The organism is Streptomyces sp. PA03-1a (assembly GCF_033792805.1).
In the GTDB taxonomy this organism is placed as follows: domain Bacteria; phylum Actinomycetota; class Actinomycetes; order Streptomycetales; family Streptomycetaceae; genus Actinacidiphila.
Genome location: NZ_JARAVO010000126.1, coordinates 1 through 26030 on the forward strand (window position 1 = coordinate 1; position 26030 = coordinate 26030).

24 protein-coding genes and 3 pseudogenes are annotated in these 26030 nt (G+C 67.5%); 17 read left to right on the forward strand and 10 right to left on the reverse strand.

Annotated features, from left to right (window positions below; genetic code table 11):
• Nucleotides 1-255: 255 nt before the first annotated feature.
• Nucleotides 256-2448: an ATP-binding SpoIIE family protein phosphatase gene (locus PV341_RS26190; RefSeq protein WP_500359120.1), complete on the reverse strand. Its 2193-nt coding sequence runs from the start codon at nt 2446-2448 to the stop codon at nt 256-258.
• A gap of 259 nt (nt 2449-2707) precedes the next feature.
• Nucleotides 2708-2968: pseudogene (locus tag PV341_RS26195) on the reverse strand (integrase core domain-containing protein); the annotation flags it as partial.
• Between the two features lie 89 nt (nt 2969-3057).
• On the opposite strand from PV341_RS26195, the gene PV341_RS26200 reads away from it, so the two are divergent.
• Entirely contained in the window at nt 3058-3282 is a 225-nt protein-coding gene (locus PV341_RS26200; protein WP_500359122.1) for a hypothetical protein, read from the forward strand.
• Between the two features lie 309 nt (nt 3283-3591).
• On the opposite strand, the gene PV341_RS26205 is transcribed toward PV341_RS26200, so the two are convergent.
• The 3 genes from PV341_RS26205 to PV341_RS26215 all read right to left on the reverse strand — a co-directional run bounded on the left by PV341_RS26205 (nt 3592) and on the right by PV341_RS26215 (nt 6071).
• Nucleotides 3592-4293 carry an SDR family oxidoreductase gene (locus PV341_RS26205; RefSeq protein WP_500327835.1) on the reverse strand — a complete coding sequence of 234 codons (702 nt, stop codon included), beginning with the start codon at nt 4291-4293 and terminating at the stop codon, nt 3592-3594.
• A gap of 52 nt (nt 4294-4345) precedes the next feature.
• Nucleotides 4346-4954 (reverse strand): DJ-1/PfpI family protein, encoded by a 609-nt coding sequence (locus PV341_RS26210; RefSeq protein WP_500359123.1) that lies wholly within the window; start codon nt 4952-4954, stop codon nt 4346-4348.
• Nucleotides 4955-5642: 688 nt separating this feature from the next.
• Complete coding sequence (locus PV341_RS26215; RefSeq protein ID WP_500327839.1) at nt 5643-6071, reverse strand: MarR family winged helix-turn-helix transcriptional regulator; 429 nt, start codon at nt 6069-6071, stop codon at nt 5643-5645.
• 85 nt (nt 6072-6156) lie between these two features.
• On the opposite strand from PV341_RS26215, the gene PV341_RS26220 reads away from it, so the two are divergent.
• The 3 genes and pseudogenes from PV341_RS26220 to PV341_RS26230 all read left to right on the forward strand — a co-directional run bounded on the left by PV341_RS26220 (nt 6157) and on the right by PV341_RS26230 (nt 9315).
• Entirely contained in the window at nt 6157-7242 is a 1086-nt protein-coding gene (locus tag PV341_RS26220) for an ABC-2 transporter permease (protein WP_500359124.1), read from the forward strand.
• Between the two features lie 355 nt (nt 7243-7597).
• Nucleotides 7598-7902 (forward strand): annotated as a pseudogene (locus PV341_RS26225) (SDR family NAD(P)-dependent oxidoreductase); the annotation flags it as partial.
• Nucleotides 7903-8037: 135 nt separating this feature from the next.
• The gene (locus PV341_RS26230; RefSeq protein WP_500327842.1) at nt 8038-9315 is read left to right on the forward strand and encodes a PP2C family protein-serine/threonine phosphatase; all 1278 of its coding nucleotides are present in this window, start codon (nt 8038-8040) and stop codon (nt 9313-9315) included.
• A 336-nt stretch (nt 9316-9651) separates the two neighbouring features.
• Here PV341_RS26230 and PV341_RS26235 read toward each other — a convergent pair whose 3' ends face one another.
• Nucleotides 9652-10560 (reverse strand): LysR family transcriptional regulator, encoded by a 909-nt coding sequence (locus PV341_RS26235; protein ID WP_500359125.1) that lies wholly within the window; start codon nt 10558-10560, stop codon nt 9652-9654.
• A gap of 446 nt (nt 10561-11006) precedes the next feature.
• On the opposite strand from PV341_RS26235, the gene PV341_RS26240 reads away from it, so the two are divergent.
• The 8 genes from PV341_RS26240 (at nt 11007) to PV341_RS26275 (ending at nt 17728) form a co-directional block, all read left to right on the forward strand.
• Nucleotides 11007-12158: a CaiB/BaiF CoA transferase family protein gene (locus PV341_RS26240; RefSeq protein WP_500359131.1), complete on the forward strand. Its 1152-nt coding sequence runs from the start codon at nt 11007-11009 to the stop codon at nt 12156-12158.
• A 25-nt stretch (nt 12159-12183) separates the two neighbouring features.
• Nucleotides 12184-12948: a crotonase/enoyl-CoA hydratase family protein gene (locus PV341_RS26245; RefSeq protein ID WP_500327843.1), complete on the forward strand. Its 765-nt coding sequence runs from the start codon at nt 12184-12186 to the stop codon at nt 12946-12948.
• A 1-nt stretch (nt 12949) separates the two neighbouring features.
• Entirely contained in the window at nt 12950-13696 is a 747-nt protein-coding gene (locus PV341_RS26250) for an acetoacetate decarboxylase (RefSeq protein WP_500327844.1), read from the forward strand.
• The gene (locus tag PV341_RS26255; RefSeq protein ID WP_500327845.1) at nt 13693-14643 is read left to right on the forward strand and encodes a 3-hydroxyacyl-CoA dehydrogenase NAD-binding domain-containing protein; all 951 of its coding nucleotides are present in this window, start codon (nt 13693-13695) and stop codon (nt 14641-14643) included. The genes PV341_RS26250 and PV341_RS26255 overlap by 4 nt, the downstream gene beginning before the upstream one ends.
• A gap of 1 nt (nt 14644) precedes the next feature.
• Nucleotides 14645-15847 carry an acyl-CoA dehydrogenase family protein gene (locus tag PV341_RS26260; protein WP_500327846.1) on the forward strand — a complete coding sequence of 401 codons (1203 nt, stop codon included), beginning with the start codon at nt 14645-14647 and terminating at the stop codon, nt 15845-15847.
• A gap of 101 nt (nt 15848-15948) precedes the next feature.
• Entirely contained in the window at nt 15949-16350 is a 402-nt protein-coding gene (locus tag PV341_RS26265; protein ID WP_500327847.1) for a tautomerase family protein, read from the forward strand.
• Nucleotides 16351-16522: 172 nt separating this feature from the next.
• Nucleotides 16523-17416, forward strand: a complete 894-nt coding sequence (locus tag PV341_RS26270) for an alpha/beta hydrolase (RefSeq protein ID WP_500327849.1) — start codon at nt 16523-16525, stop codon at nt 17414-17416.
• Nucleotides 17417-17566: 150 nt separating this feature from the next.
• A complete protein-coding gene (locus PV341_RS26275) occupies nt 17567-17728 on the forward strand; it encodes a hypothetical protein (RefSeq protein WP_500359126.1) in 162 nt (53 codons plus the stop codon).
• Between the two features lie 145 nt (nt 17729-17873).
• On the opposite strand, the gene PV341_RS26280 is transcribed toward PV341_RS26275, so the two are convergent.
• Nucleotides 17874-18479, reverse strand: coding sequence for a TetR/AcrR family transcriptional regulator (locus tag PV341_RS26280; protein WP_500359127.1), 606 nt, complete (start codon nt 18477-18479; stop codon nt 17874-17876).
• 279 nt (nt 18480-18758) lie between these two features.
• Between PV341_RS26280 and PV341_RS26285 the strand changes: the two genes are divergently transcribed.
• The 3 genes from PV341_RS26285 to PV341_RS26295 are packed head-to-tail and all read left to right on the forward strand — an operon-like array spanning nt 18759 to nt 21499.
• Nucleotides 18759-20315 (forward strand): MFS transporter, encoded by a 1557-nt coding sequence (locus PV341_RS26285; RefSeq protein ID WP_500359129.1) that lies wholly within the window; start codon nt 18759-18761, stop codon nt 20313-20315.
• On the forward strand, nt 20312-20551 hold the full coding sequence (locus PV341_RS26290; RefSeq protein ID WP_500327853.1) for a hypothetical protein: 240 nt from the start codon (nt 20312-20314) through the stop codon (nt 20549-20551). The genes PV341_RS26285 and PV341_RS26290 overlap by 4 nt, the downstream gene beginning before the upstream one ends.
• A 45-nt stretch (nt 20552-20596) precedes the next feature.
• On the forward strand, nt 20597-21499 hold the full coding sequence (locus tag PV341_RS26295; protein WP_500327854.1) for an NmrA family NAD(P)-binding protein: 903 nt from the start codon (nt 20597-20599) through the stop codon (nt 21497-21499).
• A gap of 57 nt (nt 21500-21556) precedes the next feature.
• On the opposite strand, the gene PV341_RS26300 is transcribed toward PV341_RS26295, so the two are convergent.
• Nucleotides 21557-22447, reverse strand: a complete 891-nt coding sequence (locus PV341_RS26300; protein WP_500359130.1) for a LysR family transcriptional regulator — start codon at nt 22445-22447, stop codon at nt 21557-21559.
• 128 nt (nt 22448-22575) lie between these two features.
• Between PV341_RS26300 and PV341_RS26305 the strand changes: the two genes are divergently transcribed.
• Complete coding sequence (locus PV341_RS26305; protein ID WP_500327857.1) at nt 22576-23019, forward strand: hypothetical protein; 444 nt, start codon at nt 22576-22578, stop codon at nt 23017-23019.
• Nucleotides 23020-23279: 260 nt separating this feature from the next.
• Entirely contained in the window at nt 23280-24350 is a 1071-nt protein-coding gene (locus tag PV341_RS26310) for a zinc-dependent alcohol dehydrogenase family protein (RefSeq protein WP_500327858.1), read from the forward strand.
• Between the two features lie 242 nt (nt 24351-24592).
• Here the strand turns inward: PV341_RS26310 and PV341_RS26315 are convergent, their stop codons facing one another.
• Both PV341_RS26315 and PV341_RS26320 read right to left on the reverse strand, forming a co-directional pair.
• The gene (locus tag PV341_RS26315) at nt 24593-25174 is read right to left on the reverse strand and encodes a transposase (protein ID WP_500359132.1); all 582 of its coding nucleotides are present in this window, start codon (nt 25172-25174) and stop codon (nt 24593-24595) included.
• A gap of 42 nt (nt 25175-25216) precedes the next feature.
• Nucleotides 25217-25554: pseudogene (locus PV341_RS26320) on the reverse strand (IS110 family transposase); the annotation flags it as partial.
• Between the last annotated feature and the right edge of the window lie 476 nt (nt 25555-26030).

Sequence of the window (26030 nt, forward strand, 5' to 3'; positions counted from 1 at the left end):
TGGCTCCACACCTACAATCACCACCGCGGACACACCGCGCTGAACGGCAAACCACCCGCCAGCCGCGTCCCCAACCTCACAGGGCAATACACCTAGGCCTGGAGGTCGCGCGCCCGCTACCGGCCCAGCCGGGACGGGCTGGACATCGGCGGACGATAGAACGTGCAGCTCTTCGCGTCGAGTGCGCAAGGTCACTGCGGTGCCGGTCAAGGCCCCGGCCTGGTCGAGGGTAACCACATGAGAAAGTGCGCCGTGTCAAGCATCAGCGCCATGGGCAGCCGGCATCGGCAATTCGAACCACACGGTCTTCCCTCGTCCGCTCGGTGAATTGCCCCATGCCGAAGCCAGCGCCGAAACGATGACCAGTCCTCGTCCCCCCTCGGCCTGATCCTCATCGCGGGGAACCGTTACGGGCTGCGCGAGATGCGGATCGCTGTCACGGACCTCTACGCGTATACATTCGGGATACTTGTGCACGTAGACGTATACGTCGCTGTCACCGTGTACCAGGCCGTTAGTGACGACCTCCGACACCAGCAGTTCCTCATCGTCAGCCATGGCGGACAGCTCCCACCCCGCCAACCACTCCCGCAAAAGTCTGCGCGTCCGCTCGGCTCCTTGCAGATCGCGCCGGTGGATCCTCAACTGCCGGACATTGTGCTTAGCTTCAGCCGAGGGCCCTTCGTAGACGACCAAGAGCAAAGCGGCATCGTCGGAGCACCGCAGGGGCGACTCGCTGAAGCCCCTGATGAGCCGGTCGCCGACGCACTCAAGATTCCCCGGGTCGTCGAAGGCCACGCTCACCACCTCGTGGTCCACATCGCCTCCGGGGCCGGCCAGACCGTCCGTGTAGAAGGCGAGCAACGTACCCGGCTCGAGTTGCAGGTCCATCGCCTCGAAGGTCGCCTCCGGGTCGATGCCGAGAGGCATGCCCGCTTCGAGAGAGACGAGTGGCATCCGGCCGTCAGGCGTGCGCATCAGAGGCGGTGGATGCCCGGCGGTGGCCATCTGCGCCCTGCCGGTGTCTGGATCGAGCCAGGCACAGCAGCAGGTGGCGAAGAGGTCTGTTTCCAGGCCGATCAGGAGCTGGTTCGCCCGGGTAAGGACAACTCCGGGGTCGTGTCCTTCGGTCGCGTATGCGCGCACGCCGCTGCGCAGCTCGCCCATCACCACTGCCGCAGCCGTGTTGTGACCCTGGACGTCCCCGATCACCATCATCACCCGGCTGTCGGGGAGCATGATGAGGTCATACCAGTCTCCTCCGAGTTCGATTCCGCTGGTCGCCGATGCGTATCTGCTGGTACTCACCACTCCGGCCGGCTGGGGCAGCACGGGTGGTAGCAGTGCGTGCTGCAGGTCATCAACCAGCGCGTGCTGTACGTGGTGCATTTGGGTTCGTTCTACCGCCTGACCGACTGCCGTGGCCAGCGCTGTCAGCGTTCCCTGCTCGGCGAGGATGTCCCTGCGTTCGGCGCCGAACGCCATGGCGAGGGCACCCACCGCCTTCCGCCCGGCAAGGAGCGGCAGGACCATCCAGAAGGACTCCTGGTCCGACAGCGGCTCTGGCAACCGGCCGGCTGTCAGTGCATCCCGGGGGCCATACAGCATCGGCCGTCGTCGGTCCACCGCCTCCGTCTCCGGCCTGCGCTGCGCGAGCAGTGAGCCATTCAAGGTGCGGATGAATTCCCTTGCGCAGCCGGAGGCACATGCCACGCGGAGCCGATCTCCATCGACCAGGCTGACGACGGCGGCTCGGGCCTGGAACCCGTCCAGCACGCGCTCCATCGACATCTCCACGACGTCTCGGGTGTGAACGGTCGTTGCCAGGAGCGTGGCGAGTTTGTGCAGGTGGTAGACGAGGGGAGCGGTTGATGAGGTCATGCTTTCGGCGCCCGCCCCCTGCCCCTCTACGGTGACCACGTGCGGTACCAGGGGCGGGACCATCGATGTCCCATGATCGGCCAAGCGGTCCAGGTCGTGGGCCAGCGACGAGGCCGCGACGACGAGTCGCTCCTGCTCTGACTCGGCGATCTCGTCACCTACGGGCGGCCAGAAAGCCGCAAGCGTCCCGAAGCGGCGGGTCAACGAGAAGAGCGGCGCGGCCGCGGCCTGCAGTGGGAAATGTGCGTAGGCTGCCAAATGCGGGTGGCCTGTCATGAAGTCCACCTGATGCGCGGTCTCCACATGGCCCGACTGCCACGCCCGTGACGACGGGTAGGTGCTGTCATTCAGGGGTACGTCTTCGGGCGCTCCGATCCCCATGGCGGTCACCGCCACGACAGCAGCCTGCAGATGCGGGGTGTCCGGCACTTTGAGGTAGACCGTCGCGGCCGATGCGCCCAATTCGGCGACAACGCTCTCGGCCGCCGATACCAGCAGCCGTTTTCTATCCCGCGTTGCCGGGTGTAGACAGTCCCAACCCGGCGGGATGGGCCCATCCTGTTCCATCTCTTTCGCCGCCCGACTGCCGTTGGCGCTGCTACTCGCTTATTTTACTACCGCTGCCCTAACCTTCTCTGATTCTTGTCCCGACCGCCGGCGCTGCTGTTCTCAGTCGGCTCAAGCACGGACGTCGTGAGGAATCTTCTCTGGCGCCGGGCGATCCTCGGGGCGCTCGGGTGCGGCGTGCCGTGGTTGCGGTGACCCACAGTGACCTCGCGCCCACGACCCCGTGGGGGGCCCAGGTGTACTCGGTCATGAGGTTTGTCAGTCGGGTGATGGGTGGTCGGCCGCCGAGTGCGGTGTGCCGTCGTTGGGTGTTGTAGTACTGCAGCCAGGGGGCCGGGGCTTGTTCGCGTGCGGTGTTGCTGGCGGCCCATTCGGTCTGCAGAGTGCGGTTGAAGCGTTCGACCTTGCCATTGGTCCAGGGGCAGTGCGGTCGGATGAAGCGTTGCTGGGTGCCCAGAACTGCCGCTGCCGCGTGAAAGTCGGCAGGGTCCCGGTAGCACTTGGCGTTGTCGGTGATCATTTCGCTGGGGACACCAGGAATGAGGGAAGACCCGCCGGGCAGGAAATCCACCGTTGTCGAGGATCAAGGCCGGATCCAGGCGTGTCCTGGTGCCGATTGCGCTGTTGATCACGGGCATGAACACACTTCCCGATGACTCACCGGCCTCGCTCCATCCACGCGTGGTCTTCGTCGAACTGCGCGGGCCGGCACAAGAGGTTGCAAAGGTGCAGACGTGGATCGAGGAACGCGCCCTGTACTGCGACGCCGCAACCGTTGGCGTATTCGGTGACCAGGCCACGTGCCACATCAACGTTGTCGTCGATCAGGAGTAGGCAACGCTCCCACCATTGACGCCAGCGCCCTGAGCGGGACAGCACACCTAGGTTGCAGGGGGCGGGCAGCGTTGTGCGGTCCGTGTCCAGGGTTGCTGCGGGCCCCTTCTCTGCGGCGCAATTATCTTACGGACTTCCAACTGACACGCCGCCCATTCGCGGCGGCGGTTTCCCGGTCCGGGCCGCCGCCGCGGGCGCATGCGTCACCGAGCCTGGACGCGGCTTGGCCGGGGAACGTGCTAGCAGTGCCCAGGTTCCGGAGCCTCGAGGCCTGCGGTTGATCACGCCGGACGGTCGCGACAGGATGCGTCAGGCTGCCAACTGGGGGTACAGGGCGGCAAGGTCGTCTGCGAGCCCTGCCTTGACCTGGCGGGAGCGCTCGTCGGCCAGTACTTCGTAGGCGTCGGACTCGATTCCGTCCAGGGCCTGCTCCGCGACGCCGTGCGGCGAAGACTTCGGGGAGTCGACGTGCGCTGCCAGGTCGGTGTCGACGTAGCCGACGTGCAGGCCGGTGACGTTGATGCCGCGCGGCTGCAGCTCCAGGCGCAGCGCGTTGGTCTGTGACCACAGCGCGGCCTTGGAGGCACTGTAGGAACCGGCCAGGGCGATCCAGGACAGGACGGAGTGCACGGTGAGCAGGTGGCCGCCGCCGTTGGCCTCGATGACCGGGACGAGAGCCCTGGTCATCTGTAGGGGGCCGTAGAAGTTGGTCTCGAATTCGCGGCGGACATCGTCGACCGGGGAGGTCAGGAACGATGCCCCTATCGATCCACCGGCGTTGTTGACCAGGATGGTGACGTCCTGTGCCTGCGCCGCGACGGCGGCCACCGACGCTGGGTCGGTGACCTCCAGGGCCAGTGCGACCGCGCCGGGATGGGTGACCGTCCTGGGGTCACGGGCGGTGGCGTAGACCTTCTTGGCTCCTCGGTCGTAAAGGGACTCCACCAGGGCCCTGCCGATTCCCCGGCTGCCTCCGGTGACGAGGACGGTCGAACCTGCGATTGCGGTCATGGGTCTGCTCCCATCGTGTGTCGGACGCCGATCGGTTGTTCAGCGGGAGGAGTCAGTGCAGTGCGGCCTCGCCGGCGTGGACGGCACGCAGGGCGCGCTCGACCGTCTGCTGGTTCTCGCCGACCGGAGCCACGTAGTCGAGGACGTCGCGGGCGGCACCCTCGCCGAGGGTCCGGGTGATCACCCATGTGGCGAGGTACTGCGATGCCAAGCAGCCACCCGCAGTGGCAATGTTGCCCTCGGCGTGGAACGGCGCGTCCAGCACGGTGACGCCGGCGGCCTCAACGAAGGGCCGGGTCTTGATGTCCGTGCACGCCGGCATGTCGCCCAGCAGCCCGAGGCGTGCCAGGAACAGCGCGCCGGAGCACTGAGAACCGATCAGCTGGCGTGAGGGGTCGAGCCGCACCGTGGAGATCAGCCGGTCGTCGGCGACCACGTCGCGGGTCTTCACGCCGCTGCCGATCAACACGACGTCGGCATCGGTCACGAACTGCACCGGGCGCTGCCCGGTCACCTCGACGCCGTTCATCGACGTGACCACCGGCGTCGGCGTCGTGATGAAAGCCTCCAGGCCCTCCTTGCGGCACCGGTTGATCAACGAGGCGGCGATGAAACTGTCGAGCTCGTTGAAACCGTCGAAGGTGACAACTGCTACCTGCATCGTGGCCCCCTTGTGTGTCATCGGAGCTCAGTCTCCCTGGCGCACCGCTACGGGCTGATAGCCAATCGTCAGGTGATGGCCTGTCTGCCGGCACTGTGCCGTGCGGGTACCGGGTCGGTATGCCCTCGTCCGTCGGCTTGCTCAGGTCCCAGAGCGCCGGGTTCTGCACGGCGCGAGCACCATCGTGCTCGGCCTCATCCGTGGTGCCGGCCGGATGGTCATCGGCGCCGCGCAGGATGGCCAGAACCGAGGCGTACGTGCGGGCATTGTCCTGGCTGTCGAGGGTGGGCATGTGCCCTCCTGGGGGTCGCGCCAACCTCATGTCGGCGTCGGAGCCTTGATGCATCAACCGTGTGTGCTTCTGACGGGGAACGGAATTATCGAGTCGCTCCTGCCGGTGTGACCGCAGCGGTCACAACCTCGCCATTGATCAGCTTCCGCGTGAAATGGTCGGTGCGGCCTGGACTGAGCCGATGCCCAGGAGGACGGGCTGGCCGTCCATGTCTGGGCCTGCCGGGAAGGTCGCGCCGCCGGAAGACCGTCAACCGCTTGGCGCCCGCGAGCGAGGAAGACCGGGCGGCCCTGCGCCTGGAGCGAGAACTGGCCACAGGTTCGGCTGCTGGGACTGGCCATGCGGAAGAGGCTGCCCGATCGGCGAGCACGGGCACGGGTGGCGGCGATATCTCCGTCAGTCGACGTCGGCGGCGTTGTAGCGCCGCAGGTAGACGGCCAGCTGGGCCAGGTCGCGGTCGTCCCAGTCGGTGAACCGCTCCCGGAAGGAGGAGCAGCGCTGCCGGTTGGCCTCCTTCAGCTGGTCCAGGCCCTTCTCGGACGCCTTGAGGATCTGCCTCCTGTGGTCGTCCGGGTCGGTCTCGCGCACGATCATGCCCTCCGCCTCGAGCATGGCGATCTGCCGGCTGACGGTGGACTTGTCGAGCATGAAGTGCGCCGCGAGGTCGGCGGCGTGGCAGCTGCCGTTCCGGCGCATGTGGTCGAGCATGCTGTGGGCCACCAGTGTCAGCTCCTGGTGGAGCTGGACGGCCTTGTGCCGGGCGCGGCGGGCGAATGCGGTCAGTTCTTGCTGAATGACGTCCGTCGACGTCTCACGGTCGGGCATGGCGGGGCACTCCCTTCTTCGCTGGTTGCAACATGCAACCTAATTCATATGTACGTTACAACTACCCAGTGAAGGAGGGCACGTAATGAGCACCCACCGTCTGGCCGGAAGGCGGCCGACAGCGACCAGCACATCCCGTACCGTCCGCCATGTGGTGGTCCTCCTGATCACCCCGCTGCTGATGTGCCTGGGCATGGGGCTGGCTTACCTCGGCGCCTTCCACGCACCGCATGCGCAGGGCCTGAAGGTCGCCGTCATCGGCACCTCGCCGCGGGTGCAGCTGCTGGCCCAGACGATCAAGGACAAGGCCGGTGATGCGCTGGACGTCACCACCGAGCCCGACCGGGCCGCGGCTCAGCGCCGGATCATGGACCGGGACCTGGTCGGCGCCTACGTGCCCAGCGTCAAGCACCCCGAGCTGCTGGTCGCCAAGGCCAACTCCGACACCTCCGCCACCGCCGCGGAGATCGTGTTCACGACCGTGGCCGGCAGGCACGACGCGCCCCTGCACGTCACCGACCTGTCCCGGCTCTCCAGCGGGGACCTCACCGGCCAGGGCCTGTTCTTCCTGCTGGTCGCACTGACCATCGGCTCCAACGCCGGCGTCGCCGCCATCAGCACCGCCGGTGCCGCGCTGCGCATGGGGACCCGGGCGGTCATCGGCGTGGTCACCGCGCTGGTGATGAGCGTCATAGCGGCGGTGCTGGCCGGGCCGGTCTTCCACATCGTCGACCACAACCTGCCCGGGGTGTGGGGCATGGCCTGGCTCTACTCGGCCGGCATCCTCACCATCGGCATCGCCCTTCACACCTTCCTCGGGCGCTGGACGACGGCGGTCCAGATGGTGCTGTTCGTGATGCTGAACTTCACCAGCTCCGGCGGCATCCTCCAGCCCGCGCTGCAGAACGGCTTCTTCGGCGCGCTGCACGCCTTCTGGAATGGCGCCGGCTTCGTGGAGGGCGCACGCAGCCTGCTGTACTTCGACTCGACGGGCTTCGGCGGCCGCATCCTGTCCCTGGTGCTCTGGCTGGCCGCGGGAGCGCTGCTGACGACTGCCGCCACGGTCGCCGAGCACCGCGCCGCCCCCGACCTGGCCTCGCCGGCGAAGCGGCAGCGGGACACCGAAAAGGAGACGGCCGAGGTGGACCTGGGTGAAACCGTCGCCGCCTGAGGAGAGCTGCAGAGCCCAGGTGCGCCGGGTCGGTGGTCGGGACGGTCGGATAGGCGACAACGTCGTTCCCGACTGCCGGCAGGTGTGCTGGCCGACCCTGTGCGAGCGAACCGATAAGGTCACAGCACTAGACGCAACTCTGGGTCCGGTGAGCCCGTCCGGTAGTGCGATTTCTGCCCATATGGTCTTGCCGTCGTGCCGTTGCCGGGTGCCCCAAGTCCCAGCCTTCCAGTCGGGACGAGGCGAGGTCGCGGGCGCCGGCGACCTCGGCCCTCCGTGAGGTCCCATGCGGCGGCATGGGTGCGTCGAGCTCGCGGGCGCGGGCGTCGCGGGGAGGTCGTGGCCACCCGCCTCTACCTGGATCGCTCTTGCGGGTTCCTACAGCGCCTCCAAGGCCGCGCTGTTCTCCCAGACCAACTCGCTGCGCCTGGAGCTGAAGCCACGCGGCATCGACGTGACCGGGCTGCACGTCGGTTACGTCGAAGCCGACCTGGCCGCGCGCGTCAACTCCCCGAAGACGTCACCCGAAAACGCCGCCGGGCAGGCCCTGGACGCAATCGAAGCCGGCGCCTACGAAGTGCTGGTCGACGAGCGCTCCCGCCATGTCAAGGCAGGCCTGGCAGCCCATCCCGCGGCTTGTACCCGCAGCTGGCTCTCTGAGGAACGAGGGCAAAGTCATCTGGGGCCGTTCGTGGAAGAGCGGTGCCATCTGGCCGGACCGGTGGAAAGGCGTCGGGTCCGCCGGCGTTTTATCGTCGTCGTGTAGGAGTTTCCTCACCGAACGAGGTCGGTGAGATGGACACCGTGGATGGGGCATCCGCCGCCGGCACCCCGGCCCTCACTGGAGGTCCGGCGGCGTTCGTGGTGGACGCCGCGGGGCTGGTGTCCAGGTGGAGTCCGGCGGCCGAGCGTCTTTTGGGCTACGCGACGGCCGACGTCGTAGGCAGACCGGTGAGTGAGCTGTGCCCGGTGCTTCCGTGGGACTGCCTCCAGCAGATGTTGCTGGCCACGGGCACCGCCAGCACTCCTTGGCTCTCCACCGTCCTCATGCATCGGCACGGTCGTGCTGTGCCGGTCGCTCTCATGGCCTGTTCCGTGACGTCCGTCCTACCGGGCAGCAAGCGAACGGTGATCTTGGCATCCGCCGGTCCGCTACCGGAGATCTCCGAAAACGAGGCGGTGCGGAGCTGGCTCGACCACCACGAGCACCTTGCAGCGGTTGACCTGAGAAGGCGTATGGAGACCGTTGCCGCACCGGACCACAGCGCGGCTGAGATCACCCGGTCGTACCTGCCCGCCCGTAGTGGGACGGGGGTGAACGGCTCATGGATCGATGTGGTCCCTCTGTCCGGCATGCGTGTCGCCTTCAGCGTCGGTGACGTCTCGGTCTCCGGCGTGCAGGCCACCGTCTGCATCGGGCTGATCGGCGCAGCCGTTCGGGCGCTGTCGGAACTCGATCTCGCGCCCGAGGAAGTACTGGCCCGGTTGGATGACATCGTCTCGCGCTATGCCGCGGGCAGGCACAACGAGTGGTCCGTGTGGTTTGTGGAACGACTGGTCGGCGCGACGTTCCTCTACGCCGTGTGGGACCCGGTCGGGCGCCGCTGCGTCGTGGCCAGTGCCGGCCACCCCCCACCCGCAGTCGCCGACCGAAATGGACTCGTCCACGTCCTCGATGCGCCCGGCAACAGGCCCTTGGGCATGGGCGAGCCGGTCTTCGAACCACTGAACCTCGAGCTCGCCGAAGGCAGCACTCTGCTCTTCTACACGGGCAGTCTGGTGCGCGCATGCGGCACGAACGATGGTGTGCCCCGCCTACTGCGCACGGCCATGCAGCGCAGCGGGCCATCGGTCGAGGACGTCTGCCGGGAACCGCGGACATCGCGGCGCCGCTCCTGGCGGCCGAGGACGACCTGTCGCTCCTTGTCGTTCGGACGCGTGCGCTCAGCGGCGACCAGGTGGTCACCTGGAAGCTGCCATGCGACCCTGCCGCCGTCGCCGACGCCCGCTCCCAGGTCATATGGCAACTCGAACAGTGGGGCCTTGGTCCCCTTGGCTTCGCCACGGAGCTGATCGCGAGCGAGCTGGTCACCAACGCCATCCGCTGACGGCCGAGAGCCGATCCGGCTGCGGCTGATACACGACCGGACCCTGATCTGCGAGGTGTGCGACGGCAGCAGTACCTCTCCGCACATCCGCCGGGCGAACACCACCGATGAGGGAGGGCGCGGCCTGTTCCTCGTGGCTGAATGCTCGCAGCGCTGGGGGGTGCGCTACACCGGCCAGGGCAAGACCATCTGGGCCGAACAGGCGCTTATGGCTGAAGCCACTGCGGACCTTCCGCAGTAGCCGGGCATCCTCAAGGGGCGGCTAGGTGTACGTAGGAGCGTTGCGGACTGGGCGTCCGGCTCAAACGTGGAGCGGGTCGGCAAAAACCTCACGGGCGGCTTCGACGAGTTTGTCGAGGTCCCCTACAGCGGCCCGGTCGCGCCGCCAGATCAGGGCGGTCTCCAGCCGGGGCTCGAAATCCGCAAACGGCAAGACCCTCGTGTTCTCCATCGCATAGCCGTGCATGGGGCTTTCCGCGTGAAGTATGGAAAAGTAGAAGGCCATCCCTCCGGATACCACTTCGGCGATTCCGTCGTAGCCGGTGTCGGTGAGCTTGATACGTTTCCTGACCCCTCGTTCCGCCATTTCCCGGTCGAGCAGTTCGAAATAGGTGGGCCTGATCTCCCTGGGGGAGACGACGAAGGAAAGATCGCTCAGGTCGGCAAGGGCCACGCAGTCCCTCCCCGCGAACCGGTCGGCGGGCACCACCGCTCCCAGCTGTTCCGACAGGACGGGCAGGACGTCCAGTACGGGGTCGTTGATCGGCAGCCGGGCCAGCGCCAGCGCGAGTCTGCTCTCGCACACGCCGGCGATCAGTGCCTTGGAGCTGCCCGGCCAGGTGAGGAGTTCGCACCACTCCCCGACACGCTCGGCGAGCGTGGTGACCTGTTCCCTGATCCGCGGGTGCACCCCTGGAGGGATGCCAACGAACATGGTGCTGCGCACCACCCCGGACGCCTCACGGAGCCGCCAGGGAATGGAATTGACCCGCTCCAGAACGTCCCGAGCGATCGGCAGCAGCGCCTCGCCGGCCGGCGTGAGGGTGACGTGGTGCGTGCTGCGGTCGAAGAGCCGCTGGTCGAGCTCTCGCTCCAGGTCCCTGATCCGCTGACTCAGCGGCGAGGTGGCCATGTGCATGCGACGGGCCGCCGCCGAGAAGTTCAACTCCTCCGCAACAGCAACAAAGTATCGCAAATGGAATATTTCCACTCCAACACATTATCCCTGATCCACGGGTCGGAGCCTGCACGTGAGCAAGTCGCTCCGACTGTGCGATGCCCCAGGGCCGGACTCGCCCGCTCACATCGGCCCGGCCGCGGCCGGGCCAGTCGGTTGGTTCACCGGCACAGGCTCCAAACTGAATTCGAAGAAAGCGAGGATTAAAACGAGGATCAGGCGGCACCATTGCGCCCAAAAGTTTCGAGGCGGCGCTGGCCACCGGAAGAACGGCCTGATCGCGTGGTGAAAAGATTTTTTGCGCGGCACACGCTGGTGCAGGGCCCGTACCGACCACTTCGCAGCCGAAGGGCCTGCATCGGTGTGACCGCTGCGGTCACACCGATGTCAGCAATACGATAATTCCGTTGCCAGCAATGTGCGCTTAGCGTTTCTTTCGTATCCGACAAAAGCAGCGAAAGGACGCGACCGTGGCGGAAATGCACTCCCCCGGACCGCTCGATGGGGTGCGGGTGATCGACCTCTCGACCGTGGTCATGGGCCCGTATGCGGCCCAGATCCTGGGAGATCTGGGTGCCGATGTCATCAAGATCGAGTCACCCTCGGACTCCCTTCACGTGGGTGAGTACCGCAACACGCCGGGCATGACCCCGCTGCACCTCAATGTCAACCGCAACAAGCGGAGCGTGGCCCTGGATTTGAAGGACGAGGCCGAGCACGCCCAGGCCTTGGAGCTGATCCACACCGCCGACGTACTGATCACCAACATGCGCCCCCGCGCGCTCGCCCGTCTGGGCCTGACCTACGACGACCTCGCCGCCGCCAACCCGGGCCTGGTCTACGCGCACGCCGCCGGCTTCCGCGGCGACTCCGACCGGGCGGACGCCGCCGCCTACGACGAGACCGTGCAGGCCGCCTCCGGACTGGTCGACATCGCCAACCGCGCCCTGGGCACGCCGCTCTACCTTCCGTCCATCCTCGCCGACAAGGTCTCCGGCCTGACCATCGCCTACAGCGTGCTCGCCGCCCTGGTACACCGGAACAGGACCGGGCGCGGCCAGCAGATCGAGATCCCGATGGCCGACACGCTGATCACGTTCAACCTGGTCGAGCACCTCGCCGGGCACACCTTCGACCCGGCGACAGGTCCCACCGGCTACCCGCGGTCGCTGTCGCAGCACCACAAGGCGCGGCGGACCAAGGACGGCCTGGCCGCCGTGATCCCGTACACGCCGCAGAACTACCGCGACTTCTTCCATGCCGCCGGCCGTCCCGACCTGGCCGCCGACCCCAGGGTCAACGGCCCCGTCCTCAACATCGCCGACGCCGACGACCTGTCCGACCTGGTCGACCAATGCGCGCCCGCGCTGACCACGGCCGAGTGGACCGAGGTGTGCACCAAGCACAGCATCCCGATGGGGCCGGTGCTGGAGCTGGACCACTCGCACGAGGACCCCTACGTCCGCGAGGGCCACTTGCTGGAGACGGTCGAGCACCCGACCGAGGGCCCAGTACGCACGATCGGGATCCCCGTGAGGTTCTCCGCCACGCCCGGCTCGATCCGCCGTCTGGCACCGGTTCCCGGCCAGGACACCGCTGAGGTCCTCGCCGAGTTGACGGACGCCGGCTGAGCCGCGCGGAGCAGTGGGAGAAATCATGAACAGCGAAGTGCGCGTCCAGCGGATCTGCTCGACGCTCCTGATCACGATCGACCGCCCGCAGGCACGCAACGCGGTGAACTCCGCGGTCGCCGCCGGCCTGACCGCCGCGCTCGACGAACTGGAGAGCGACAGCACCCTGCGGGCCGGTGTCCTCACCGGAGCGAAGGGCACCTTCAGCGCCGGCATGGACCTCAAGGCCGCCCTGAACGGCGACTTGCCCGTGATCCCGGGCCGCGGATTCGGCGGCCTGACCGAAGCCGAACTGACCAAGCCGCTGATCGCCGCCGTGGAGGGCTTCGCCCTGGGCGGCGGCTTCGAGCTCGCCCTGGGGTGCGACCTCATCGTCGCCGCCGAGGACGCGACGCTCGGCCTGCCCGAGGTCAAACGCGGTCTGATCGCCGCGGGCGGCGGCGTGATCAGGCTGCCCCGGCGCATCCCGTACCACCTCGCCATGGAGTTCCTGCTCACCGGTGAGCCCGTCAGCGGTCGCCGCGCCGGGGAACTGGGCCTGGCCAACCGGGTCACCGCGCCCGGCGAGGCCGTGGCCACCGCCCTGAAACTCGCCGAGCAGCTCGCGCACAACGCGCCGCTCGCACTAGCCGCGGTGAAGAACCTTCTGCGGCACGCCGACGGCACACCCGAGACCGACGCCTTCGCCGCGCAGCGCGAGGCGCAGGACAACTTGATGGCCTCGGCCGACGTCCGCGAAGGCATGACCGCCTTCGCCGAACGCCGCGCACCGCGGTGGACGGGGAAGTGACATGCGGATCCCCGACGTACGCCGCCACGCGACCACCCCGCTGACCAGCCCGGCGTTCCCACCCGTGACACCGCGGTTCACCGACCGTGAATACCTCAGCGTCGTCTACCGCACCGACCCCGACGTGCTGCGCGCCGTCGTCCCCGAGCCCCTGCGCATCGAGGAGCCACTGGTCCGGTTCGAGATCATGAAGATGAACGACGTCACCGGGTACGGCCCTTACACCGAGGGCGGCCAGGCAATCCAGGTCAGCTTCGAGGACGAGCGGGGCGAGTACCTGCACGCGATGTACCTCGACAACTTCCCGGCGACAGCGGCCGGACGCGAGATCGGCGCCTACCCGAAAGTCATGGGCGCACCGAAGCTGTACGCCGACCACGACACCCTGGTCGGCACCCTCGACTACGGCACACTGCGGGTGGCCACCGCGACCATGGGCTACAAGCACCACCCGCTCGACCCACGCGAAGCCCGGGCGCAGATCACGGTGCCGACCTTCATGCTCAAGACCATCCCGGGATACGACGGCACCCCGCGCATCCAGGAACTGGTCCGCACCCAGATCACCGACGTCGTCGTCAAAGCCGCCTACACCGGCCCCGCGCGGCTGCAGTTGTTCCAGCACGTGCTTGCGCCGCTGGCCGACCTGCCCGTCCTGGAGATCGTCTCGGCGAGCCACATCCTCACCGACCTGACCCTCGCGCCGGTCACACCGGTCTTCGACTACCTCCAGGCAGGCACACCATGACCCACCCCTTCCGCACCGCCGCCGTGATCGGCGCCGGCACCATCGGGCTGTCCTGGACCGCGCTGTTCGCCGCCCACGGCCTGACCGTCCGGGTCAGCGACCCGCGCCCCGACCTCGCCGAGGCCGTCGACACCGCGCTGGCACAGTTCACCCCGCACCTGGCCGCCCTGGGCCTCGACGTCGGCGCCCTGGCCGGCCGGGTACACCTCGCCGGCGACGTCACCGAAGCCGTCCACGACGCCGACGTCGTCCAGGAGAACGGCCCCGAGAACCTCGACTTCAAGAAGCGGCTGTTCGCCCGACTGGTGAAGGAGGCCCCCTGGCACGCGCTGCTGCTGAGCTCGTCCTCCGCGATCCCCGCGACCGCCTTCACCGGGCACCTCCAGGACGCGAGCCGGATCCTCATCGGCCACCCGTTCAACCCGCCCCACCTGATCCCGCTGGTCGAGGTCGTGCCGGGCAAGTGCACCAGCGAGGACGCCGTCCAGGACGCCGTCGACTTCTACACCTTCCTCGGCCGCACCCCCGTCGTCGAACGCAAGGAGATCCCCGGGTTCGTCGGCAACCGCCTCCAGCGCGCGGTCAGCCGCGAGGCCACCTACCTCGTCCAGCAGGGCGTCATCACCCCGGACGACCTCGACACGGTGCTGACGACCTCGCTCGGTATCCGCTGGGCCACCGTCGGCCTCTTCCTCGGCCAGCACCTCGGCGGCGGCCCGGGCGGCTACCGCCACCTGATCGAGCACATCGGCGCATCCATGGGCCACCTGGCCCCCGGACAGCCGTCGAACGACCCCGCGGACCAGGAACGCGTCGTGAAAGCCGTGGAGCAGGCTTACGGCTCCCACAGCTACGCCGACCTCGCCGGCGAACGCGACCGCAGGCAACTCGCCGTCCTGGCCGCACTGCACCGCACCGCCCAGACCAACCGCACCAAGGAGAACTGACATGGACCACGAGCTCACCGCGCTGGAAGACGATCTGGCCGCCGACTTCTACCACTACGAGGCGCTGCTCCCGGACGAGGAACGCAAGATCCTCCTCAAGGCCCGCACCCTCATGCGGGACGAGATCAAGCCCCTGGTGAACGACAACTGGGCCAAGGGCGAGTTCCCCGTCGAACTGATCGACAAGTTCCGCGGCAGCGGCCTGGCCGCACTGTCCTACGACGGCTACGGCGAGCACCAGTCGGCCGTCAGCCACCTGCTGGGCGGCATGATGGCCATGGAACTCAGCCGTACGGACTCCTCCGTCGCCACCTTCTTCGGCGTCCACAACGGACTCGCCTTCTACTCCATCCACCACGGCGGCAGCCAGGAACAACGCGACCGCTGGCTGCCGCAGATGGCCACCATGGACAAGATCGGCGCGTTCGCCCTCACCGAGCCCCTGGGCGGCTCCGACGTCGCCGGCGGGATGCGCACCACCGCCCGCCGCGAAGGCGACACCTGGGTCCTCAACGGCGCCAAGAAGTGGATCGGCAACGCCACCTTCGCCGACTACGTCGTGGTGTGGGCACGGGACGTCGACGACAACCACGTCAAGGGCTTCGTCGTCGAGAAGGGCACGCCCGGGTTCGTCCCGGAGAAGATCGAGGGCAAGATCGCACTGCGCATCGTGCAGAACGCCGAGATCACCCTCACCGACGTGCGCGTGCCCGAGACGGACCGGCTGCAGAACATCAACTCCTTCCGGGACGTCGCGGAGATCCTGCGCATGACCCGCAGCGGAGTCGCCTGGCAGTCGCTGGGCCTCATGATCGGCGCCTACGAACTGGCCCTGGACTACGCCAAGGAGCGCATCGCGTTCGGCCGCCCGATCGCCAAGTTCCAGATGGTGCAGGACCTGCTCGTCAAGAGCCTCGGCAACATCACCGCCTCCTGGGGCATGCTGGTGCAGCTCGCCCGCCTGCAGGACGCCGGCATCTTCCGCGACGAACAGTCCGCGCTCGCCAAGGGCTTCGTCTCCTCACGGATGCGCGAGGTCGTCGCCTGGAGCCGCGAGATCTTCGGCGGCAACGGCATCCTGCTCGGCTACGACATCGCCCGGTTCTTCGCCGACTCCGAAGCCCTCTACTCCTACGAGGGCACCCGCGAGATGCAGACCCTGATCGTCGGCAAGTCCATCACCGGACAGAGCGCCTTCGTCTGAAGTCCCCGGCGACCCGCGGGCGGACATGCGCCGCAGCGCCCCTCCTCGTCGCCACCGCGCCCGACCGACACAGCACCGCACCGTCCTCCAAGGAGGATCCCATGCCCGTCTTCCACGCCCACGTTCCCGCACGCCGCTACACCGCGGAGCAGAAACGCGCGCTCGCCGATGCCCTCAACCAGTCCCTGGTCCAGGGCCTCGGCATCCCCGAGGGCGACCGCTTCATCATGATCAGCGAACACGGCGAGAACGAGCTGTTCCTGGACCCGACCTTCATGGGCATGCAACGCAGCAGCGACGCCGTGATCATCACCGTACTCCTCGGCGCCCACCGCCCCCTCAAGGACAAGCGGGCCGTTGCCGCCACCATCAACAAGCTGGTGGCCGGCGCACTCGGCATTTCACCCGACGACATATTCATCGCGCTGATCCCCACCCCGAACGAGAACTTCTCCTTCGGCAGGGGCCAACTCCAACTCGCCGACACCGCGCCACGCTGGTGAACCGACAGCCGCCCAGTACGACGAACGCGCCGTCACACACGCTACCGCGCAGCCCGTGACCGCCCCTCGGCGAGCATCCAGAACCCGGCCTGCGCATTCACCGAGCGGCGTCGTTGAAGCTCATCTGATCCATCCGGGACCGAGTCCCGGCATACCAAGGAGGCCGTTGTTCATGGTCAAACGAAAGAACGTCGAGTTCGCCGCAGACCCAGGAGTCACGCTGCGCGGCTGGCTCTGCCTGCCCGACGGGCCGGGGCCGCATCCGGCGATCACCATGGCCCACGGCTATGCGGGGATCAAGGAACACGGCCTGGAACCGTTCGCGCGGGCCTTCGCCGAAGGCGGATTCGCCGTGCTGCTGCACGACCACCGCACCTTCGGGGCCAGCGAAGGTGAGCCCCGGCAGGACGTCGACCCCTGGCAGCAGATCACCGACTGGCGACGGGCCATCTCCTACCTGGAGAGCCGGCCCGAGGTCGACCCTGACCGCATCGGTCTGTGGGGCACCAGCTACGCCGGCGGCCACGCCATCGTGCTGGGCGCCACCGACCGCCGACTGCGGGCGGTGGTCGCCCAGGTGCCCACCATCAGCGGATTCGAGCAGGGGCAACGCCGCGTAGCACCGGACGCCGTCGCCGCGCTGGAAGAATCCTTCGCCGAGGACGAGCGGGCGCGTTTCCGCGGCGAGGTCCCGCGCACGCAGGCCGTCGTCAGCAGCGATCCCGCGGTCCCCGCCGCCTACCGCACACAGGAAGCCCTCGACTTCTACCTGCAGCCCGCGCCCGGCGGCATGTGGGAGAACAAGGTCACCATCCGGTCCACCCGCGCGGCCCGCACGTATGAGCCCGGAACCTGGATCACACGGGTCTCCCCCACCCCACTGCTCATGGTGATCGCCCTGAGCGACACCGTCACCGTCACCGACCTCGCCCTCGCGGCCTACGAGCGAGCACTCGAACCCAAACGGCTGCATCTGCTCCCCGGGGGCCACTTCGACCCCTACGTCGAACAGTTCGACCAGGCCAGCACCGCTGCCCTCACCTGGTTCCGCGAACACCTCGGCTGACGGAGCACGTACAGCGCGGGAATACCTGTACCCAGGAAAAATCTGGGAGGTGTCCGGCCGATCGTGTGCGGGGCCAGACGGCGAGTGCGGCTGCGGTGGTAGCGCCGGGCAAGACGCAGCCACGCTTGGCATACCAGGTGGGCGCGACCTGTGCTGCTTGAGCCGGGTCATCGCTCGCTCGGTGGTGTCGCGTTTCTTGTACCGGTCTTCGTCGAAGCCGGTGGTTGTCTGGATTTTCGCTGGCTGTCGGTCCGGGATGGTGCGTCGGATGCGGCGGCATCGCAAGTCGTCGTGGATGGGTCGCTGCCGTAGGCCCTTGTCCGCTGCGAGGATCTCGGCTTCTTGCCGGGTCTGCCCGGTCCGAGTTCGGGTACGAGCAGCCTCGAAGGCGCCGGCTGCGCCAGGGACATGGTCAAGCGACGGGGCCGAACCGAAACCGGGGCGGTCGCCACCGCCGTCACTCGGCCCGAGTCGGTCCGTGCGCTTGCGGCTCGGATTGCCTGGTGCCGATCTCGGTGAGAGCGGTGTGCGCGGCTTGCAGCAGTTCTTCGGAAATCGGGTTGCCCCGGGTAGCGCGGGCGAGGAGGAGAGCGCCGACCATGGTGCATAGCTGAGCCAGTCCGTCGTCGCCGGTGGCCAGCCGTGCGGCCCGGTTCCGCACCCCGTTGATGTAGACCTGCTGGGAGCGGGCGGCCTGGTCAGGGTCACGCCCCAGATCGGGGGCAAATCCGGAGACGGGACAGCCTTCCCCGACGTGATCGCGGTGCCAGGTCGAGAGGTATTGCTCGATCAACGTCCGTCGGACGGCTTCGTACTCCCCGGCCTGATCCTCGAGCGGCACGGGCGAGTGGGCCGTCGGGTCCTCGAAGGCGTGGGCGATGGCCTCCTCCACCAGGTCATCCTTGGACGCGAACTGCTTGTAGAACGCGCCGTGGGTGAGCCCGGCTGCCTGCATCAGGTCGGCGATCCTGACCGCGGTGCCGCGCTCGCGGAACATGCGTGAGGCGATGCCCACGACGTGCTGCCGGTTCTCCTGTGCCTGCGCCCTCGATACGCGGCCCACGGGACCACCCTCCTCAGATAGTCGCATATTGTCATCTATCCTATCCCGTGTTTAGTCTGATCCCGACATCTATTTCGCCGATGAGGCCCCTCTAGGCAAGTCAGGCAGGGCTTTGCGCTGCCCCTTGCCGCCCGAGGCCGACCGCCTCCGCACGGCACTCGCGGATCCACCGACAGCACTGGAGACCCTGTGGCGTCACCGCCCACCCCCGCCGAATCCTCCTCACCCGCGCCGTCCTTGCCCCCCGCGGCGCCTGCCCAGCAGCGCAGGGTTTCCGAGGTGGTCCACCGCCGACGCTGGGGCATCCTGGCTGTGCTCGCGTTCAGCCTCCTGGTGGTGATGCTGGACAACTCGATACTCAACGTGGCGATGAAGACGATCGCCCAGCCTGCTCCCACCGGGCTGGGTTCCACCCAGAGTCAGCTCGAGTGGGCGGTCAACTCCTACACGCTGGTCTTCGCCGGGCTGCTCTTCACCGCAGGCCTGCTCGGTGACCGGCTCGGCCGCAAGAAGGTACTGCTCTTCGGCATGGCCGTGTTCGGCGTGGGATCCGTGCTGTCCGCGCTGTCGGACTCCTCCGGGCAGCTCATCACCTTCCGCGCCATGATGGGCTTCGGCGGGGCCTTCATCCTGCCCGCCACCCTGGCAATCATCATGAACGTCTTCGAGCCCGAGGAGCAGCCCAGGGCCATCGGCATATGGACCGGTGTGGTCGGGTTCGCCATCGCCGCCGGCCCCATCGCCGGCGGCGTCCTGCTGGAGCACTTCTGGTGGGGCTCAGTCTTCCTGGTCAATGTGCCGATCGTGGTCGTCGCGATGGCCGCCATGGTGGTGGTCGTCCCCGACTCCAAGGACCGAAGGCCCGGCAAGCTCGACCCTTTCGGAGTGCTGCTGTCGATCGTCGGTCTGGCCGTACTGGTCTACGGCATCATCAAGGGCGGCCAGTACGGCGACTTCACCCGGCCCGAGGCCTGGGCGACGATCCTCGGCGGCTTGGCGGTCCTCGCCGGCTTCGTGGTGTACGAGGCACGCAGCGACCATCCGGCCCTCGATGTCACCTACTTCCGCAACCGGCGGTTCTCCGCGTCGGTCGCGGCCATCGGCCTGGTCTTCTTCGCCCTGATGGGCGTCACGTTCTTCAGTGTCTTCTACAACCAGAGCGTGCGAAGCTACAGCGTCCTGCAGTCCGGACTGCTCGTCCTGCCGCTGGCCGCCTCCCAGATGTTCTTCGCCCCGCGGGCCCGGTTGGCCGTCAACCGCTTCGGAGTCCGATCCGTGTGCGCCGCCGGCCTCGTTCTGACCGCCCTGGGCTTTGGCGGCTTCCTGCTCCTCGACCAGAACACCCCTATCTGGGTACTGGAAGTGCTGTTCTTCTTCATGGGCACGGGCATGGCGCATGTGATGCCGCCCGCCACCGTCGTGATCATGTCGTCGCTACCGCGGGAGAAGGCCGGCTCCGGGTCCGCGGTCAACAACACCTTCCGGCAGGTCGGCGGAGCCATGGGCGTCGCCGTGCTGGGATCGCTACTGTCCACCACCTACCGCAGCGGTATCGACGGCCACCTGAACGTACTGCCCCCCTCCGACCGGCACGCCGCAGGTGAATCCGTCCAAGCGACCCTGACCGTCGCCGAGAAACTGGGACCGGCCGGCAGGGCGCTCGTGCAGCCCGCACACGACGCCTTCAATCACGCCATGCACATCACCGCAGTAGGGGCAGCAATCGTCGCACTGGTCGGTGCGGTCGTCGTGCTGATCTTCCTGCCGCGCAAGGACGTCGCCGTGGCCGGCGGCGGTGAGAAATCCCAAAGCCAGACCGAAGGAGTCCAACGGTGACCACAAACCATCCCCGCGAGACACCGAAGGCGAGCGCCTGCCGGGAAGGCCCCCGCAGTGACGCCGCCGACACCGCCATCATCGAGACCATGCTGCGGCAGCTCAAGGAGCGCGCCACGACAGGCGAGCTCTCCATGGCGGGCATCGCCCGTAGCGCCGGCGTCGGCAAGGCCACCCGGATCAGCGCTGACACCGCCGAAGCCTATGTCTTGCTGACAGCTCCACTGCCGCTCTGATCACACCTCAACTCGAATATCCATCACTCCGAAGGAGATTGACTGATGAGTGCCAACAACCTTGTTCTTATCCCCGGCGCCGGCGGTGTGGGTCGTACGGTCTTCGAGCACTTGCGTGCTCAAGACGTGCCGGTGCGTTTCATGGTCCGCACCGAGGACGAGCGTGCGGCCGAGCTCCGCAAGCTCGGCGCGGAAGTCGTCTTCGGCGACCTGACCCGGCCCGAGACCGTAGCGGCCGCGCTGCAGGGCGTGACGCGCATGTACTTCGCGATGCGCGTGTCGCCGGACCACCTGCTGGCCGCGACCGTGGTGGCCTCCGTTGCGAAGGAGTACGGGACGCTTCAGGCCCTGGTCGGCCTGTCCCAGATGACGGTGTCACAGATGACAGCCACCAGCACCAAGGAGTCGCACCAGCAGCGGCTGCACTGGCTGGCGGAACAGGTCTTCAACTGGTCGGGGCTGCCCGTGGTGCACATCCGGCCGACGGCGTTCCTGGACACTCCGCTGTTCACCATGATGGCGGCGCGGTCAATCAAGGAGAACGGTTCGATCGCGCTGCCGTTCGGCGCCGGACGCACCTCGCCGATCGCCGTGGACGATGTCGCCCGGGTCGTCGCCACCGTGCTCCGCGACCCCGCTCCGCACATCGGGCAGGTCTATGAGCTGACCGGGCCCCGCTCCGTCGACATGACGCAGCTGACCGAGGAGTTCTCGCGGGCACTGGGACGCCAGGTGTCCTACGTGGACGTGCCCCCGGAGAAGTGGGAGGCGCAGCTCCCGAAGATGGGGATGCCGCCACACCTCGTACAGCACGTCGCCACAATGGCTCGGTTGCACCGGGACGACCGCTACAACCGCACGGCCGACGGCGTCGAGCGTGTGACGGGAACTCCAGCACAGTCGATCGAGGAGTTCGTGGCCGCCCGCAAGGACATCTACCTGGGCTGAGCAACCCCGGTCCGTGATCACGATCTACGGCTGGAGCAATGCACTTTGAGGTGCTGCTCACCCTCGCCAGAGAAACTCGTGCGCCATCGCGATCATGGCCCGTGCCGCAGCACCGGGCGGGCGCTCGGACGGAGCGGCCAGGGAAAACCGCCATTCCAGATCCGAATCCTCGACCGTCAGCGTGGCGACGTCCTGTGCCTTACCGACGGCGACGCGTGGGAGCAGCGCCACGCCCAGACCATTTTGGACGTAGGCAACGCCGGTGGTGATGTCGGTGATCTCGATGGCGACGTGATGGGGGACGCCGGCGGCGTCGAAGGCCCGGTCCGCGACGGTCCGGTTGCTGTAGCCCACGGGGAAGTCGACGAATTCCAGGCCGGCCAGTTCGGTGATCGACACAGTGGGGCGTTTTGCGAGCGGATGGCCGGCCGGTACGACGAGGTCGAGCACCGAGGTGGCGAGGTCGGTCAGCGCGAGGCCTGACGGGTGCGGCCCGGGCCCCGAGACGAAGGCGAGGTCGAGCCGACGTTCGAGGAGGGCTTCGGCCAGGCCCTGGGAGCCGGACGGGGCGGTGCTGGTCTGCAGGAACACCCGGGGATGGCGCCGGTGGTATTCACCAAGGAACACCGGAAGGTCGATGAGCCCGACCGTGGCTATCGCGCCCAGCCGCAGGGTGCCGCGCAGTCCGCCGCGGACCTCAGCCACCGAGTCCACGCCCTCCCGGACCGCGTCGAGAGCTGCGTGCGCGCGCGGGAGCAGCGCGGCACCGGCATCGGTGAGCAGCACGCGTTTGGGGGTGCGCTCCAGCAGCGGTGTGCCGAGTTCCCGCTCAAGGTTCTTGATGGTGGTGGAGACCGCCGACTGGACGACGTGCACCCGTGCCGCGGCGCGGGTGAAGTTCGCTTCCTCGGCGACCGCGACGAAGTACTCGAGCTGGCGCAGTTCCACCCTCCGAGTATCCCCCAGCCAGCCCCGAGTATCTCTCAGCGAGATGGCGGCAGTCTCTGACTTGTGTTGGACGATGCCTGTCACGTCTTGCAACTCTGTAGAAAGTTCAACCGATAAGGAGTTTGAAAATGACCTACAACACGCCACCGACGTATCTGGGCAGCGGCGACCCGGCACGGCAGCGCAAGGACTACTACCCCCCTTGGCTGGACAATCTTGCCGACGATGTGACGCTGGAAGCCGGCGTCCTCACCGGTACCGTCCACGGAGCCAAGGACGTCCTCGCCATCCTGTCCTTCGCGCGCACCCTGTACGAATTCCAGGACTTCATCTACATCGGCAAGTACGGAGAGAACGGATTCGTCGAGGACTACGCGGCAACGGTGGACGGCAGGCCGATCGCCAACATCGCCGTCGTCTACAAGAATGAAGAGGGACAGACACAGCATCTGGTGATGAACCACCGGCCGCTGCCCATGCTCCAGTACTTCTCCCGGAAGCTGGGCGAGCACTTCGCCGGGACAGAGTACGCGAAGTACTGCGCCGACCCTTCGGACGCCGATTACGCCTGAACATCACACTCATTTCCTCCACAAATGAGGAAATGCAGTCAGAATTAGGTAATTCTGGATGCTCGCTGCTGTTCTGCACGGACACGACCACAGGGGCGTGACTCGATCGCCAACCTGCAGATGCACACTCGTCGGCCCCCTGAGCCGAATCTAGGCAGCGGGCGTTCAGCGGACGCCACATTGCCCCTTGAAATTCCGGGCCGGGCTCCGAAATGCAGAAACAAAAGATCCAAAGGACTCCGAGAAACGAAAGGTCCCCCATGCCTCAATCCCTGCGCGCGCTCGTAGCCGGCAAGGTCGGCGAACCCACCGAGGTCCTGCGGCTGGAATCCCGGCCCGTTCCCACGCCGAAAGCCGGCCAGGCGTTGATCCGTGTGAAGGCGACCCCGATTCACGCCAGCGATCTGCACGTGCTGCGTGGCCGCTACGGCTTCTCCCCCGAGTTTCCGGCCGTCGGCGGTCACATGGAATGCGTGGGCCGTGTCGCAGCCCTGGGCCCGAATACCGAGGGACTGACGACCGGCGAGCGCGTGGTGGTCGCCGCGGTCCCCGCGGTACCCGGGCCTCCCGTGGCCGGCACCTGGCAGGAATACCTTGTCGCCGATACACGAAGGCTCCTGCCCATCCCCGACGATCTGAGCGACTCCAGCGCCTGTCAGCTCGCCGTCAACCCCCTGACCGCGCTGCTCCTCGTGACGCGCGAACTCAACGTGCAGCCGGGCGAATGGCTGCTGCAGACCGCCGCCGGCTCCACCGTCGGGCGACTCGTGATCCAACTGTGCAGGCATCTGGGCATTCGCACGATCAATGTCGTGCGGCGGCGCGACGCCGTTGAGGAGATCAAGGCGCTCGGTGGTGACGAGGTCATCTGCACCGAGGACGAGGACCTGGTGCAGCGGGTAGCCGAGACCGCGGGACTGGACGGCGTGCACAAGGCCATCGACTGCGTCGCGGGCCACGTGGGTGCCCAGGTGTCCCAGGCACTGGCTCCGGGCGGACAGGTCGTGGTCTACGGCGCACTCTCCACCCATCGGCAGACCGACCCGGCGGCGCTGACGATCCCGCTCCAGGCACGCTCAGTCATCTACGAGACCAAAACAGTCCGTGGCTTCTGGCTGAACCGCTGGTTCGGCACCGCCTCGCCCCAGGAGGCGCTGCGCGCACTGTCCCAGGTGCGCACTCTCGTCGCCGATGAAGTGCTGAGCATCCCCCAAGGTACGCCGTTCCCACTCGAACGCTTCACCGAAGCCATCGAGCTCGCCGAAACACCAGCACGTCGCGCCAAGCCACTCTTCATCTTCGAAGACGACCAGAGCAAGGACGACCGGTAAGTAGCCGCTAGCGCCGGTGCGTCATCAGGACGGTCCGCTGCCGGACCTCGCAGCCGTCCCCGGTTCCTGTCCACGGCCAGCGTGACAACAAAGCAGCACTCGACCACGGGCAGCCGTACGCGTTCTGCTTGGCAGGCCTCGGATACTCGCGCTTCACACGCTGCCGCGGCCCAAGAAGCCGCATGCCCGACGACTGTCCAGCGCCAGCCCGGGGACTGTACAAAGAACGGCACCTCTCTGTGTCAAGCGGGGACGATCAGAGAGGTATCCCGGTCGCGGAGCATCGTGCGGTAGACGACATCGGCAAGTCGGCGCTTGAGGCAGCGGAGGGCTTCTTTGTGGCCTTTTCCTTCGCGGCGTTTGCGCTGGTAGTAGGCCTGCCCCGGGGTGGGGTGGCGGATCTGGGTGATGGCCATGACGTGCAGGGCGGAGTTCAGCTGCCGGTCTCCTGCTCGCGAGAGTCGGTGTCGCTTCACGTCCCCGGAGGACACCTCCAGGGGTGCCACGCCGCAGTAGGAGGCGAATGCAGCCTCCGAGCGGAAGCGGCCGACGCCTGCGTTGCGGGTAAGGATCTTCGCTGCCAACAGGTTCCCGATGCCGTGGAGCTCGGTGAGGGTGGTGCTGGTCTCGGTTACTGCTGTAGTGATCTGCTCGGTGACGGTGGTGATCCGGCGGTCCAGGCGGCGGATCTCGACGACCAGATCCGTGGCCAGGCCGCGCAGGGTGCGGGCCAGCGATGCTTTCGGCCGGATGCCCCGCAGGGCTGCGGCAGCGGTATCGGCGGTCAGCTTGCGGGGCAGGCCGGCGGGCACGAGCTTGGTCATCAACGCGTGGAGGCGGTTGACGGTCTGGGTGCGGGTCCGGACCAGGTCGTCGCGGTGCTCGGTCAGGGTGCGCAGGGCTGCGAGGCCTCGTCGATCTGGGCGGTATGGAGCCTGGTTGCGGTGTGGGCGGCGATCCCCACGGACAGGGCGTCGGCCTCGTCGCTCTTGCGACCGTGGCCGGTGGACAGCAGCCGCACCCGGCGGGCGAGCTTGGCCGGCACGTCCGTGGGCGAGATGCCATCGGCGGCCAGCCGAGAGGTCAGCGGGGCACCCAGGCCACTGGCGCCTTCAATGGCCCATATCGCCTTGGGCCACTGCCGGGCGAAGCGGAGTAGGTCGCGGTACCCGGCTCGACTGACCGGGACGCGTAAGGCGTCCATGGGCCGTAGGCGGGCGTCGACGGCGACGGCCGTCCAGGAGGCCTTGTGCGGGTCGATGGCGATGGTGACCTGGCCTGATGCGGGGTCGGCGGAGGGGCGGGGTGGCACGGTGTCTCCTTCGTGGTCGACTCCAGGTGACCGACGAGGAGGGCAGAGCAACGTTGGGCAGTGCAGACCTCTCTCGAGCCACTCCCGTCGGCGGCTGTGGCCGGGACGCACGCCGTTCGAGGGCCAGCCCGCAGGCGGCAGGTGTAACTTGAGCGACCCCTGCCACAGCCTCGGACATCATGGCTGCAGACCACGATCTCCGGCGCCGATCCAACACGTTGGGATACCTCTCTGATCGCCCCCGCTTGACACAGAGAGGTGCCGTTCAATGGGCTCTGTCTCACATTCGGTGGTGACGGAGAGTTGTGAGGGTCGTTGATTTTCATGTGATGGATGTCAACGAGCTGGTGCGGATGGTGTTTTCGGGT